The sequence below is a fragment of the Clostridia bacterium genome, from assembly GCA_034926675.1.
In the GTDB taxonomy this organism is placed as follows: domain Bacteria; phylum Bacillota; class DTU025; order DTU025; family DTU025; genus JAYFQW01.
The window spans coordinates 1-12,702 of sequence record JAYFQW010000061.1; the positions used below are offsets into that span (position 1 = coordinate 1).

Sequence of the window (12,702 nt, forward strand, 5' to 3'; positions counted from 1 at the left end):
ATAAGGTCTGGAACGGGCGAGTGATCGAGCAACTGGTAAGTCAACTCACCGACAATCTGACGGAACTGGTGTGTGGCCGATCCGGCTAGCGAGCAAATAAGCCTTTAGCTGGTAATTCCCCAAATGCCTGCTTGCCATATGTTACATGCGGAACGTGAGCGGTCAGTCGGCATTCCACAGGTTGAGTTTTTCCGTCAGCTGCTGGCGCTCAAGAGTCGGCATATGGAGAAGGATCAGTTCATACGAAAGACAGTCGCGTTGGCGGTCGATGGCACGACCAGCGCATGGACATACAGAACTGATCTCTTCTTCGTGGTCCTCGAGTTTCTGGCTATTCCTGAAAGGAGTGCGTCCCCGCCCTGAGCTTATCAAACTAGCCGAGTCCATAGCGACACAGAAGAAATCGCCGGCGCCACCGCATCGGACGGTATTGCCTACAGAGTAATAGCGCGATTTCGAAGCCGTCTCCACTGTGATTCGGAGACGCCCTCAGATGCTTTCCCATTAACTCTCACAACCCTTCAGGCCTTTTCTATTAGCGCTTGAACCTCCGCAAACGACAAGCCGTGTTTTCTTGCGATCCGGGCAACATCCTCATACTCCGCTTTGGACTTGGTGACGCCCCATCCGGTTGATGTTTTGATTGCGACAGGCCCATAGGGCGTCGGCGCCGTGTGGGTTTCACGATGCAGGCTGTACCTACGGCTGACTATCTCGCGGACGCCCAGGGTAGAGGTGTGTCGGAACAGCAGAGCAGCCATTTCCTCCGCCATTTCACGACGGCACATGCATGTCAGCAGCACTCCAAGGCGGCTTTTCTTCATGCCGATGGGAATAGTGTAGACATCCAGAGCGCCCTTTTGAAACAGCAGTTCCTGAACAAAGCCGATGGCCTCCGGCGTCATGTCGTCCAGATTGCAGCACAGCTCGGACACCTCTCCCATACCGCCTTCGGTAACGCCAATACTAGCTCGCACGCAGTTAGCCGCCTCGAAGTCTTTCCTGCCCATGCCATACCCGATGGCTGAAACGGTCATCACGGGCATGACGCCAAAGGCTGCTACGAAGTGCTTCAGCAGCGCAGCGCCGGTTGGGGTGCAGAGTTCCCCGCGAATATGGCCTCCATAGATGGGAACTCCCTTCAGAATGTACGCAGTAGCCGGTGCAGGGACAGGCAGGACTCCATGAGCGCAGCGGACCTGACCACAACCAACATGGACGGGCGACGCCAGGACCCGTTCGGCGCCCAACTCTTCCATTAGCATGCAGACGCCGACAATGTCCGCCACGGCATCCATGCTCCCCACCTCGTGGAAATGGACCTGGTCAACCGGTTTGCCATGGACGCTGCTCTCAGCCTCGGCAATGAGGCAATATACCGCCAGCGCGTCTGCGCGCACCTTTTCCGAAAGAGGCAAGTGCCCGATGAGATGCTCGATCTCATGCATGTCAGAATGGTGGTGATACTCGTGTTGGTGACAGTGATCGTGGTCATGTTCGTGCTCACGCTCATGGTCAAGGTCGTCGTCGTGACCTGCATCAACACTCGTCTCTTCCTCACCGTTCACTGTCACCATAACATGGGCGCCCGTGATGCCGCATTTCACGGATGGTTCGGCAACGGCCCGTACGCCTGGGATTTCTAGCGAGTTGAACCGCCTCAGAAAATCGTCCGGGTCCGGATGCAGTTCCAGAAGGGCAGCCATCAGCATGTCCCCGGCGGCCCCCATATTGCAGTCCAGGTAGATCGTTTTCACTTTGACCCCTCCATGTGGTTGATCATGCTGGCCAGGTATCCCGCACCGAATCCATTGTCGATGTTCACCACGCTCACCCCGCTGGCGCAGGAATTGAGCATGGAGAGAAGGGCCGAAAGCCCGTTGAACGACGCACCGTAGCCAACACTGGTCGGCACCCCAATCACAGGGCAGTCGACAAGGCCGCCGATGACACTGGCCAAGGCGCCTTCCATTCCCGCAATGGCGATGACCACCTTGGCGCTCATGATCTCATCCAGGTGGGCAAGAAGCCGATGAAGCCCCGCCACACCAACATCGTAGATGCGAACAACGGTATTGCCCAGTGCCTCGGCGGTAAGGGCCGCTTCCTCCGCCACTGGCATATCGCTGGTGCCTCCGGTGGCTACTACGATCTTCCCGATTCCATCTGGAACTGGAAGCTCGCCGACCACACCCATACGGGCTATCTCGTGGTAATGCAAGGGATGGCTGGTTCCCAGCACACCTGCCGCCTCAGGAGATAGCCTGGTGATCAGGATAGTCCTCTCTTCTTGGGCCAGCATCGCCGATGCAATCTGGGAAATCTGCTCCGGCGTCTTGCCTGCGCCATAGATCACCTCCGCCACTCCCTGCCGCAACGCGCGGTGATGGTCAAGCTTGGCAAAGCCAATATCCTCAAAGGGTTGCATCTTCAGCTTCAGCACAGCATCGGCGACTGACAGTTCCCCGCCCTGCACCAGTTCAAGTATGCGGCGAATCTCACTCTGGCTCATTTCTGCTTCTCCTTCGACTGCCGACCGGCCATATCCAGCAACACAGCGGAGAAATCGGGCGTCAGCGCCTTCGCAATTGCCTCCCTCAGTATCAGTGCGGCGTGCATCTGCGCCGGCGCCAGCTCAAGCCGGGCGGCCTCTCCCAGCAGACGCACTCGAAAGTCCGTAAACCCCATCTCGAACAGAGCATCCTCCGCTCGTTCCACCCGCGCTAGCAGTTCTGCTGTAATAGGCACTCCGGTAGGAACGCGAGTGGCAAGGCAGGCGTAGGCGGGCTTATCCCAGTTAGACAGCCCCGCCTCTTTGGCCAGTCGCCTTACTTCGCTTTTGGTGATACCGCACTCCCGCAGGGGGGATCGCACGGACAGTTCGCACAGGGCCCGCATGCCTGGACGGTCGCCAGCCTCGTCGGAGGCATTGGCGCCGTCGATCAGCATCGAATAGCCATCGGCCGCTGCCTGCTTTCGCAGTAATCCGAAGAGAGCGGACTTGCAATAGTAGCAGCGGTCGGCGGGGTTCGTCGCTACATTGGGGACAGAGAGAATATCGTGGTGGACTACGGTCACAGTCGTGCCGAGCCGCGCTGCAAAGCGCAGAGCGCCATCCAGTTCAGACTGGGGCTGAAAGGCGGTCTTGACGTAATATGGCCGTATCTCCGCACCATAGTGCAGACCCGCATGGAGAAGGTAGGATGAGTCAACCCCGCCTGAGAAGGCGAGCGCAACTCGAGGGTTCTCGCGAAAGAAGGCCTGCTGTTCCATTCAGCGCCCTCCTTGATATGATAATGGGATCGCTTCGACACCGCAGTCGTCCATCGTTTTTTCGTCGTAGAGTAGTTCGGAAGAGGGTCCGTCCGCGAAAATCCTTCCGCTCTTCAGCAGAATCGCGCGGTCACAGACCTGGGCCGCGAAGGGGATGTCGTGCGTCGCAATCAGCTTAGTGTGCGGGAGCTTTCCAAGCAGCTTGATCAGGTTCCTCCTTGCCTTAGGATCAAGAAAGGCAGTCGGTTCGTCAAACAACATGACCGTCGGCTCCATCACGAGAACAGTCGCAATCGCGGCCGTCCTTTTCTCTCCCGCGGACAGTTTCAAGGAAGACCTCTGCTTCAAGTGGGCGATGCGCAACTCCTGCAATCCGCAGTCTACACGCTGTTCGATCTCCGTCTCCGCAATACCGTAGTTCCGCAGTCCGAAAGCTACATCGTCGTAGATCGTCGGCATGAACAGCTGGTCGTCGGGGTTCTGAAACACCACACCCACTAGCCGGCGGACTTCGCCGATAGTCTCCCTGCAAAGACGCACGTCACCAACGGCGACATCGCCTTTTGACGGGATAACGCCGACCAGAGATAGGATCAAGGACGTCTTGCCCGCGCCGTTTGCACCTATCAGGGCAGCCGTTTCGCCATCCGTAAGAGAGAAACTGATATCGTCGATAGCCTTCGTGCCGTCTGGATAGACCACCGACAGGTTCTGTACATCGATCACAGCAGCACCGTTCCAATCCATCGGGAGAGCCCGCCTGGTATGTTGACGAAGCGAAGCAGCAGCGACAGCCCGCATGTAATCGCGAGAAAACAGTAATCCGCCGTCTTCATTGGAGCGCTGATTACGCATCCGTCTTTCAGTGCATATCCCCGGCATTTCATAGCGCTGTAAACCCGCTCCGCTCTGTCAAAGCTTCGCAGAAGCAATTGCCCTACAAAACTGCCCATATGTTTCATCTGCAGTCCCTTGTCCGAATTGCCGCGTAGCTGGTACGCGGTGTACATTGAGGTTGCTTCTTCAATCAGTGCTCCGACATAACGATAAGTCATCTCGAGAAGAGTCATGAACAACTGCGGTGTCTTCATCCGTCGCATCTGCGCAGTGAGTTCGGTGAAAGGCGTCACCGAAACAAGAATCAGGACTCCGACCACACAAAGGAGAGTGCGGAACACCAGTGTAAACAGGAAGACGATACCGCGGCTCACCACAACACCGTAGAGGATGAGCATAGGTGCACGATCGAGGACCACATTGGAAAGCCCGACGAACAGGCAAAACGGCATGGCCAGCATCGCTCGCTTCAGCATGAGGGAATAGGGGATTTCCGCGAGCGCCATCATAATTGCTGGGTAGAACGCATATGGAGCCAGTCTTTCAAAATCGTACTTGCCCAAAGAAGCTACAGTGACAATGAAGACGAACGTGGATGCTATCTTGACGGACGGATGCAAGGCATGGACACACGTATGCTTCCCAGAGAGCTGCTCCAAGGAGTAGATTTCGCTGACCTTGCTCTGAATACTCGCCATAGCACTGACCCCCAGGTCGTCCCCGTACTGAAAATGCCGGGGATCTCATGCTCGGAGTTCGTCTAGACCGTTGCTTCAGTCTTACCCTTTCTCCCCTTTGATTTTGAGATCACAAAACCGGCAAGGCCAGCGAGCAGGAGGGTCATGGCACTCCCCACGATTCCCGCGACGGTGGCGCCTGTTGCAGATCCGTCTTCGCCGGCGGAAGCATAGTCATAATCGGGCATGAAGGCTGTGCTCTCCTGAATCGCCGCTGCGCTATCAAAGATGCCTCCTTTTGCTTCCAGTTCGGTCGTTCCCGCAACCTTCTCCATCGACCATTCAAGACCGTCGGGATAGGCGGAAGCGAATATGGACAGGAGCCCACCCACGACAAGAGTGACGGCAGCCAGCGCCACAAGAACCTTCTTCATCGGCACGCCGGCGTCGATACGGGTTCTGTTCTCGGCACTCTCCAATATCTCCGGACGCATGCTGTGAACAAAACCAAGGACACCTGCGGTCACGATTCCTTCAACCAACCCGATTGCCAGGTGAATCGGCAGCATCATCAGGGCAAACGTGGAGAACGGGAGCTCGCTGATCCCAGACAGTAGGGTCTCAAGCACCACGCAAAACGCACCGAGCTGCAAACTGACTACGACCGAGACAATCGACGCGATGGTAATGTTCCTCGATGTCATTCCCTTTCTAACGATGGGCCTGAAGATGAGCGGGTAGACCATAAGACATGGTATGACACCCATGTTGAAGATATTGCAGCCTAGGGCCAGTAACCCACCGTCAGCAAAGAACAAGCACTGGATGATCAACACCGCTGCGATTGTAAGAAGCGCCGGGAAGCCGCCAAGCAGCGCAGCCAGCAGAATGCCTCCCCCGATATGCCCGCTTGACCCTGTCGCAGGGATCGTGAAGTTGATCATCTGTGCAGCAAACATAAAGGCCCCGGTGACAGCCATGACGGGAATCTTCTTCTCGCAGAGATCATCCTTCTTGATCTGCGCGGTTGAATGGGCGAGCGCACCAATGCTGACTGCGCACATTGCCGTTCCTACCGCGGGAGACAACAGCGCGTCTGCCATGTGCATGGAACATTCCTCCTCAGAAAACAGAATTGCCATAAAGGCATCCTGTCCCTTCAGTGACAGAAAATCGCCTTCATGGCAATCATGTCTCATCATTCAACTCAGAATTCGGGCAATCGGCACCTTCATGGTGTCGCCATCTAGGCTAGTATAGCACACAAGCGCTGGCTCGTCAGCAGATGCTGCTCCTTGCTCCTCACACTCTGCCCGGCCATTGCTCGTTGATCTGTTCAATCACGCACTGAATCAGCTTGCCGACTGACAAGTCCGGCACGCCGACCACAACATTGCCGCAGTGATTCACCGGTATCAAGATTCTTCTCGCGCAACTCTGCCCCACAGCAACGGCCATCGCTGGTGTGATCTCTCCGCAAAGCGAATCGGCGATGACTATGCCGATGGGGCCGATGATGATATCGGCGCTTCTACAACCCACAATCACGGCGTTTTCGCCCGTTGCAGCATTATCGGCGCCAGCTCTCAGCATAGCAGACGTTGCAATGCTGTTAGTCCCGACTGCTGTAATGACGGCATCGGCGCAGTTCGCCCTGATGCCAGCGACCAACTGCTTACCGATGCCACCGCCCTGTCCATCAATGATCGTAATGCGCAGTTTCTTTCCTGTATCCTCCATAGAACCGCTCCCACCTACTGCATTATTGTGCGTGTTCGCTTTGGCAGGCTGATTCCCTGCAGCGCTGTGCGGCATGGCGCGTTTACATGCGGAACGTGGTCTCGATGGCACTTTCTCAGCCCTATCGTAGTCAAAGAGCGTGCCGTCTGCATCCAGAAGCACGGAGTTTGGAGATCTCAGGGCTTCCACTGGGTGAACACGTCACTGACGCGTTGCTCATATGTTGTGTTTTTGCCCCTGCCACGTTTAGAGATCAGCTGTCTGTCGGCAAGAGCATTAAGCACACGGATGGTTCGGCTCTGCGAGAGTCCGATAGCCTCTTCTATCTCTCTTCTTGAAGCGCTATCGCGTCCTATCAAATAGCCCATGACTCTGCGCTCAGTATCCGAAAGGCCGTCATCATCAACGGAAACCTCGCGACGGAAATTCGTATTGGGCAGCGTTATCTTGAAGGCATTGTCTGAGATCTCGATAGCCGGCTGTGCCTTTTGCACATGATAGCACTCCATGATTTGAGGATGCTGCCGCTGCCTTCAAAAACGGTGACCTTCCGTATGCTGGTTTCAGCCACATGCCTTGCGGGGCGTTTGTGGGAAACTCGTAGTCCGACTCGCTATCATAGTCGTTTTCATATCCCCATTCGCCTTCATCGGACCACTCGTTCTCTTCCCAATCGCCCTGATCAGGCGTGGAATCGCTGAACGTGTCACCACCGAAGGCGTCAGCTAGCGCCTCCGGGTGATACTGCAAGGCGAACGTGAGGCCGCCGTAGAAGCATCAGATGGACATTCCCTCATTTTGTCGAGGCTGGTTGAGTGTACGACAATAGGCCTGTATGGTCGGGCAGCGGTCCTCGTACGGGCAATGCGGGAAGAGCAGGCTGCTGTCGGCGTAATCGAATGGTTCCACTTTGAGCTGGCCTCTGCGGCGACCATGGAGAGGACTTGCGTACCCGAGCACGTGATTCTCCATGAAGCTCGACCCTGGGCAAACGACACAAGATGACCCGAAAAGGTGGGCCATAGGGCACAGGAGGCGATCGCGAAACGGCGAACAGACAACTTGGCATGCTCGGCGAAGATGCCACAAGCGAAGCCTTCAAAAACCCAGGAGCGGCTTTGGCAAAGCGGCACATTCGCACAAACAAAAGAAGAGCAGCTCCGGTTGCTCAAACCTGCGCTCTGCATGGCTGCTATTCTCTGGGAACGTGGCTTTTGATCGCTTCAAAGCTCTCTGCGCTGATGACGTGCTCAATACGGCAGGCGTCTTCCACCGCTGTTTTCCTGTCAACGCCCAGAAACACAAGCCAATCGGAGAGCAATGTGTGACGCTCATAGATGGTTTCCGCGATGGAGCGCCCCTTGTCGGTCAGGGTGATGTAACCATCACTATCCATTTCTATACATCCGGTTTCGCGCAAGTTCTTCATGGCAACGCTGACGCTGGGCTTGCTAAAAGCAAGTTCGTTTACGATATCAATCGAGCGAACAGAGCCGCTTCGATGGCTTAGGACCAAAATGGTTTCCAGATAGTTTTCCGCTGATGCCCGTATTCTCAATGAGCCGCCTCCCGCTCAAGTTGCTTTCAACTAACCGCAGAATAGCACATTCGCCTTTCAAATTCAATTTTCAAATAATGCTAAACCAGTCCTGAAGGAGCATTGACAAAAGGGTTAGGCAGTGCTAACCTAGTACTCAGTTAGGGACCACAAACCGCTAATTTCTGGGCACGGGTTAGTCTAGACTTACCGCGACAAGAAACGAGGGGGTTGTCATGATGCCTCTGACAATAGCAAGAAGCGGGGAAACAAACTACATCAAGAAGATTACCGGACAGGACGATGTGCGCCAGCGCCTCGCGGAACTCGGATTTGTGGTGGGGGAATGCGTCACCGTCGTGAGCGAGATCGGCGGGAACATGATTCTGAGCATCAAGGGCACTCGAGTGGCTCTGGACAAAAGCATGACCAATCGGATCATGGTATAAGGGAGGAACGAACAGTGAGAACACTCAGGGACGTCAAGGTCGGAGAGACCGCAACGGTAGTGAAACTGCACGGCGAGGGTGCGGTCAAGCGTCGCATCATGGACATGGGCATCACCAAGGGCGTGTCGGTGTTTGTGCGCAAGGTGGCGCCTTTGGGCGACCCCGTGGAGGTCAATATCCGGGAATACGAGCTTTCGCTCCGCAAGGCGGACTGCGAAATGGTTGAGGTGGAGTAATCCGACGGCAGCCCGGGGGCTGCCCTAAAAAGCCGCGTTAGTTAGGTCAACCTAACCTCCACCTCATATGAAGGAGTGAAGAATATGGAAATCAAGATCGCACTTGCCGGAAACCCAAACTGCGGCAAGACGACAATGTTCAACGGCCTAACCGGCAGTACGCAGTATGTGGGCAACTGGCCAGGCGTCACAGTCGAGAAGAAGGAAGGCAAGCTCAAGGGCACAAAGGACGTCGTTATCGAGGATCTGCCAGGCATCTATTCGCTTTCTCCCTACACTTTGGAGGAAGTGATATCGAGAAACTACCTCATCAACGAAAAGCCGGATGTCATCCTCGACATCGTGGACGGCTCCAATATCGAGCGCAACCTGTATCTCACCACTCAGCTTTTGGAGATCGGTCTGCCGATGGTGATCGCCCTTAACATGATGGACATTGTCCGCAAAAGCGGCGACGTAATCAGCATCAAGAAGCTGTCTGAGGCGCTGGGCTGCGAGATCATCGAGACTTCGGCGCTGAAGGGCGAGGGCTCAAGAGCGGCGGCCGAGCGTGCCGCGGAGCTTGCCGTGTCCGGCACGCAGGGCGAGCATCCCCATGTGTTCGGCGGCACGGTGGAGCACGCCATTGCCCACATCGAGGATATCATCAGCGGCGCGGTAGAGCCAAAGCATCTGCGCTGGTTTGCCGTCAAGCTTTTTGAGCGGGACGACAAGGTTATGGAGCAGCTGAAGTTGGGCGCGGATGTGCTGGCAAAGATCGAAAGCGTTGTCAAGGACTGCGAAAAGGAACTGGACGACGACGCAGAGAGCATCATCACCAACGAGCGCTACGCCTATGTAGGCAAGCTGATGAATGCCTGTGTGCAGAAAGGACACAGGAAGGGCAACCTCACCGCTTCAGACAAGATCGACCGGGTCGTCACCAACCGCGTTCTGGCTCTGCCCATCTTTGCAGCGGTCATGTTCGTCGTGTACTACATATCGGTCACCACCATCGGTGATATCGTGACAGGCTTTACTAACGACACCTTGTTTGGCGAGTGGATTATCGGGCCTTTGGGCGAATGGATGAGCAGAATCGGCACGGCTGGCTGGCTCACCGGCCTTATTACTGACGGAATCATCGGCGGCGTGGGTGCGGTGCTGGGCTTTGTACCCCAGATGCTCATACTGTTCTTGATGCTCGCCGTCCTCGAGGACATCGGCTACATGGCGCGTGTGGCGTTCATCATGGACCGCATCTTCCGCAAATTCGGCCTCTCGGGTAAGAGCTTTATCCCCATGCTGATCGGCTCGGGCTGCTCGGTGCCTGGCATTATGGCATCGCGCACCATTGAAAACGACCGCGACCGCAAGATGACCATCATGACAACCTCCTTCATCCCCTGCGGCGCCAAGATGCCCATCGTGGCGCTTATCGCGGGCGCACTGTTCGGCGGCGCGTGGTGGGTTGCGCCCATAGCCTACTTCGTCGGCGTTGCGGCTGTCATCGTATCGGGCATCATGCTCAAGAAGACAAAGATGTTTGCGGGTCAGCCGGCGCCCTTTGTCATGGAGTTGCCCGCTTATCACACACCCTCCGCGGGCAATGTCCTGCGCAGCATGTGGGAGCGGGGCTCGTCCTTCATCAAGAGAGCCGGTACCGTTATCGTGCTTGCCAGCATCGTGATCTGGTTCCTCTCAAGCTTTGGCGCAGTTGACGGCAGCTTCGGCATGGTCGAAGATATGGACTTAAGCATCCTTGCTGTTATCGGCGGCTTTATCGCCCCCATCTTTGCGCCGCTGGGCTTTGGCGCCTGGCAGCCCACCGTTGCGACCATCATGGGCCTCGTTGCCAAAGAGGAGGTCGTCGGCGTGTTCGGCGTGCTTTTCGGTGTGGCGGGCGACGCTCTGGGAATGGTCGAGGAGGGCGCTTTTGAGGGTCTGTCGGCCATCGCGGTACACTTTACCACCCTTTCCGCATTCTCGTTTTTGCTGTTCAACCTGCTCTGCGCCCCCTGCTTTGCTGCCATCGGCGCCATCAAGCGCGAGATGAACAGCGCGAAATGGACATGGTTTGCCATTGGGTACCTCTGTGTATTCGCCTATGTTATCTCGCTGATCGTGTATCAGTTCGGCTTACTCATCACAGGCGCGGGTTTCACGGTTGCCACAGCGGTTGCCATCGCCCTTGCGGCGCTGCTCCTGTTCCAGCTGTTCCGGCCATATAAGGAAGCGCAGAGGCTGACGACGGCTGCTGTTAAGGCGTAGCAGATCGTTGTGCTAATGCCTTTGCGAAGGAGGTCATCGTTATGCTGATGTTCTTGCAGTACAATCTTGCGACGATACTCATCGCAGCACTGCTGGTTTGCGTAGTTGCGCTGGTTATCTGGAAGATCGTGAAGGACAAACGCAGTGGCGCTTCGTGCAATTGCGGCTGTGGCTGCAAGGAGTGCCCAAGCGCCTCGATATGCCATAAGGAACGGTGAGCGCCTACATGTCGTCATCGTACCAAGCGTGGCACAGCTCATGAGCTGCTGCGAAATACTGCTTGCCCAGGGGAATCGCCGTGTTGATGAAAACGAAGTTCTGCCCGTCTCGGCGACCGATGAGCGCAGCCAGGCTTGCATCATCTACTGGGAACCTGAGTGTGATGATACCGGCTTGATCCAGATGGGCAAAGGCCTTCGAGCCCACAGGAGAGCAGTTCCCCAGGCCGAGTTCAGCCCGCTTCAATGGCGCGGCCGCTCATAGCCAGCACATTTGCTTGATTCAGCCTGCTCATGCCCGCTATTCCGATGGAGGAGAGGATCGATCACTCCATTTCTTTCTTACTAGGCGCTCCGCAGGGCGGCTGTCCCTATCAATATGCCCAGGATCCTCCCGCTGGATTTACACCACTGCCTAAGACACTAACTATGGAACAGCTTGTGGCCGCGCAGGATCCTGAAGAGGTGAAGCGGATCGCGCCGTGGCCGAAGCCGTCCGATTTACGTGGGGTGCGGTCCGAGGACATCGAGAGCATGTACGGAATGCCCCCATTTCATTTCTTCTGTCGGTGCACCGCCGTCTCGCGTATGGATGACAACAACGGGCCGGGGTCGGATGGTATAATCAAGATAGGCGAGACGGTGGAGCCGGAGAGCGCGAACCTGACCTCGGATCAGGAGGAATCGCTGAAGGCTTGGAGCGTTTATACGCCGCCGGAGCAGGCGAACAAGATCAATCAAGCGCGGTGGGCGACGATGGGCGAACGGTCTGCCGAACGGCATGCGTGGAAGCATGGCGAGGCCAGAGCTGTCAGTGCTGAAGGCTATGTTCAGCTTGCGCGCGCGGTCATATCGAATCCGGATGATATCCTGGTGTTCAGGCATAAGCTCAGGAACACGGCCCAGATAGCGTTCGGAAAGCGCGGTAACGGCGTGACGGACTGGCTGATTGCGATAGTGGATTCGGAGCTTGGACAGATCATGACGCTATATGGTCTGGATGCGAAAAATCCGCGGACGTATCTCGAGAGAATCGCGGTAGGGCGAGAAGAAGGCGGATGGCTGGAGGTGAGGGTAAGCCATGAGGGAGATCTCGCTGAGTAGGCGAGTCGAGGCATATGCGGCCGGGGTATACCCAGAGTGGGACTCTGGGATGCTCAGCGACGAGTTGATCAGCTGGGGCCTTTTCCACAGAAGCGCGATATACGACAAGCTACCCGAGCTTTCGGCAGAACAGGAGGAACTGGTGCGCGGCGCCGATGTGGCAATGATAGAGCACGCTCCGGAGATAGCCGAGTGGTGCGAAGTCGATCTTCGATGGGCGGAGCGCGAGAGGTACCGCGAGAGATGGCACATCACTCGCGACCAGTGGTGGTGGTGGCTTGACGAGATCGCAGCCGGCACGTACCCGCTGGAGTTGCTGCCCGACTATCTGCACGAGGCGGCGGCGAAGTACCGGAACCAGAGCTGAGGTCGCGCCCCGTG

Annotated in this window: 16 protein-coding genes; 6 read left to right on the forward strand and 10 right to left on the reverse strand. The window is 56.5% G+C overall.

Annotation, left to right across the window (positions count from 1 at the left end):
- Positions 1 to 521: 521 nt before the first annotated feature.
- The 9 genes from larC to VB144_12975 form a co-directional block, all read right to left on the reverse strand.
- Positions 522 to 1,757 carry a nickel pincer cofactor biosynthesis protein LarC gene (gene larC, locus VB144_12935; protein ID MEA4884534.1) on the reverse strand — a complete coding sequence of 412 codons (1,236 nt, stop codon included), beginning with the start codon at positions 1,755 to 1,757 and terminating at the stop codon, positions 522 to 524.
- Positions 1,754 to 2,512, reverse strand: coding sequence for a nickel pincer cofactor biosynthesis protein LarB (gene larB, locus VB144_12940; GenBank protein MEA4884535.1), 759 nt, complete (start codon positions 2,510 to 2,512; stop codon positions 1,754 to 1,756). Before larB ends, larC begins: the two co-directional genes overlap by 4 nt.
- Positions 2,509 to 3,273 (reverse strand): ATP-dependent sacrificial sulfur transferase LarE, encoded by a 765-nt coding sequence (larE, locus tag VB144_12945; protein ID MEA4884536.1) that lies wholly within the window; start codon positions 3,271 to 3,273, stop codon positions 2,509 to 2,511. The genes larB and larE overlap by 4 nt, the downstream gene beginning before the upstream one ends.
- Positions 3,274 to 4,020: an ABC transporter ATP-binding protein gene (locus VB144_12950; GenBank protein MEA4884537.1), complete on the reverse strand. Its 747-nt coding sequence runs from the start codon at positions 4,018 to 4,020 to the stop codon at positions 3,274 to 3,276.
- Entirely contained in the window at positions 3,996 to 4,808 is an 813-nt protein-coding gene (cbiQ, locus tag VB144_12955; GenBank protein ID MEA4884538.1) for a cobalt ECF transporter T component CbiQ, read from the reverse strand. The genes VB144_12950 and cbiQ overlap by 25 nt, the downstream gene beginning before the upstream one ends.
- A gap of 62 nt (positions 4,809 to 4,870) precedes the next feature.
- Positions 4,871 to 5,896, reverse strand: a complete 1,026-nt coding sequence (locus tag VB144_12960; GenBank protein MEA4884539.1) for an energy-coupling factor ABC transporter permease — start codon at positions 5,894 to 5,896, stop codon at positions 4,871 to 4,873.
- 193 nt (positions 5,897 to 6,089) lie between these two features.
- Positions 6,090 to 6,527, reverse strand: coding sequence for a DUF3842 family protein (locus tag VB144_12965; protein MEA4884540.1), 438 nt, complete (start codon positions 6,525 to 6,527; stop codon positions 6,090 to 6,092).
- Positions 6,528 to 6,703: 176 nt separating this feature from the next.
- The gene (locus VB144_12970; protein MEA4884541.1) at positions 6,704 to 7,021 is read right to left on the reverse strand and encodes a helix-turn-helix domain-containing protein; all 318 of its coding nucleotides are present in this window, start codon (positions 7,019 to 7,021) and stop codon (positions 6,704 to 6,706) included.
- Between the two features lie 698 nt (positions 7,022 to 7,719).
- A complete protein-coding gene (locus VB144_12975) occupies positions 7,720 to 8,085 on the reverse strand; it encodes a metal-dependent transcriptional regulator (GenBank protein MEA4884542.1) in 366 nt (121 codons plus the stop codon).
- Between the two features lie 218 nt (positions 8,086 to 8,303).
- Between VB144_12975 and VB144_12980 the strand changes: the two genes are divergently transcribed.
- From VB144_12980 to VB144_12995, 4 genes are all read left to right on the forward strand, one after another.
- Positions 8,304 to 8,513, forward strand: coding sequence for a FeoA family protein (locus VB144_12980; GenBank protein MEA4884543.1), 210 nt, complete (start codon positions 8,304 to 8,306; stop codon positions 8,511 to 8,513).
- 14 nt (positions 8,514 to 8,527) lie between these two features.
- On the forward strand, positions 8,528 to 8,749 hold the full coding sequence (locus VB144_12985) for a FeoA family protein (GenBank protein ID MEA4884544.1): 222 nt from the start codon (positions 8,528 to 8,530) through the stop codon (positions 8,747 to 8,749).
- Between the two features lie 84 nt (positions 8,750 to 8,833).
- Positions 8,834 to 10,999, forward strand: a complete 2,166-nt coding sequence (feoB, locus tag VB144_12990) for a ferrous iron transport protein B (GenBank protein ID MEA4884545.1) — start codon at positions 8,834 to 8,836, stop codon at positions 10,997 to 10,999.
- Between the two features lie 41 nt (positions 11,000 to 11,040).
- Positions 11,041 to 11,217 (forward strand): FeoB-associated Cys-rich membrane protein, encoded by a 177-nt coding sequence (locus VB144_12995; protein MEA4884546.1) that lies wholly within the window; start codon positions 11,041 to 11,043, stop codon positions 11,215 to 11,217.
- Positions 11,218 to 11,221: 4 nt separating this feature from the next.
- Here the strand turns inward: VB144_12995 and VB144_13000 are convergent, their stop codons facing one another.
- On the reverse strand, positions 11,222 to 11,464 hold the full coding sequence (locus VB144_13000) for a hypothetical protein (protein ID MEA4884547.1): 243 nt from the start codon (positions 11,462 to 11,464) through the stop codon (positions 11,222 to 11,224).
- A 182-nt stretch (positions 11,465 to 11,646) separates the two neighbouring features.
- Here VB144_13000 and VB144_13005 point away from each other — a divergent pair, with 182 nt between their 5' ends.
- The gene (locus VB144_13005) at positions 11,647 to 12,321 is read left to right on the forward strand and encodes a hypothetical protein (protein MEA4884548.1); all 675 of its coding nucleotides are present in this window, start codon (positions 11,647 to 11,649) and stop codon (positions 12,319 to 12,321) included.
- Complete coding sequence (locus VB144_13010) at positions 12,299 to 12,688, forward strand: hypothetical protein (GenBank protein MEA4884549.1); 390 nt, start codon at positions 12,299 to 12,301, stop codon at positions 12,686 to 12,688. The genes VB144_13005 and VB144_13010 overlap by 23 nt, the downstream gene beginning before the upstream one ends.
- The last annotated feature ends 14 nt before the right edge of the window (positions 12,689 to 12,702 follow it).

Excerpts from the sequence above, each read along its gene's own strand:
- cbiQ (MEA4884538.1), bottom strand. The coding sequence starts at position 4,808 with ATGGCGAGTATTCAGAGCAAGGTCAGCGAAATCTACTCCTTGGAGCAG.
- VB144_12960 (MEA4884539.1), bottom strand. The coding sequence starts at position 5,896 with ATGCACATGGCAGACGCGCTGTTGTCTCCCGCGGTAGGAACGGCAATG.
- larB (MEA4884535.1), bottom strand. The coding sequence starts at position 2,512 with ATGAGCCAGAGTGAGATTCGCCGCATACTTGAACTGGTGCAGGGCGGG.
- VB144_13010 (MEA4884549.1), top strand. The coding sequence starts at position 12,299 with ATGAGGGAGATCTCGCTGAGTAGGCGAGTCGAGGCATATGCGGCCGGG.
- VB144_12995 (MEA4884546.1), top strand. The coding sequence starts at position 11,041 with ATGCTGATGTTCTTGCAGTACAATCTTGCGACGATACTCATCGCAGCA.
- larE (MEA4884536.1), bottom strand. The coding sequence starts at position 3,273 with ATGGAACAGCAGGCCTTCTTTCGCGAGAACCCTCGAGTTGCGCTCGCC.
- VB144_13005 (MEA4884548.1), top strand. The coding sequence starts at position 11,647 with ATGGAACAGCTTGTGGCCGCGCAGGATCCTGAAGAGGTGAAGCGGATC.
- VB144_12980 (MEA4884543.1), top strand. The coding sequence starts at position 8,304 with ATGCCTCTGACAATAGCAAGAAGCGGGGAAACAAACTACATCAAGAAG.
- feoB (MEA4884545.1), top strand. The coding sequence starts at position 8,834 with ATGGAAATCAAGATCGCACTTGCCGGAAACCCAAACTGCGGCAAGACG.
- VB144_12950 (MEA4884537.1), bottom strand. The coding sequence starts at position 4,020 with ATGGATTGGAACGGTGCTGCTGTGATCGATGTACAGAACCTGTCGGTG.
- VB144_12965 (MEA4884540.1), bottom strand. The coding sequence starts at position 6,527 with ATGGAGGATACAGGAAAGAAACTGCGCATTACGATCATTGATGGACAG.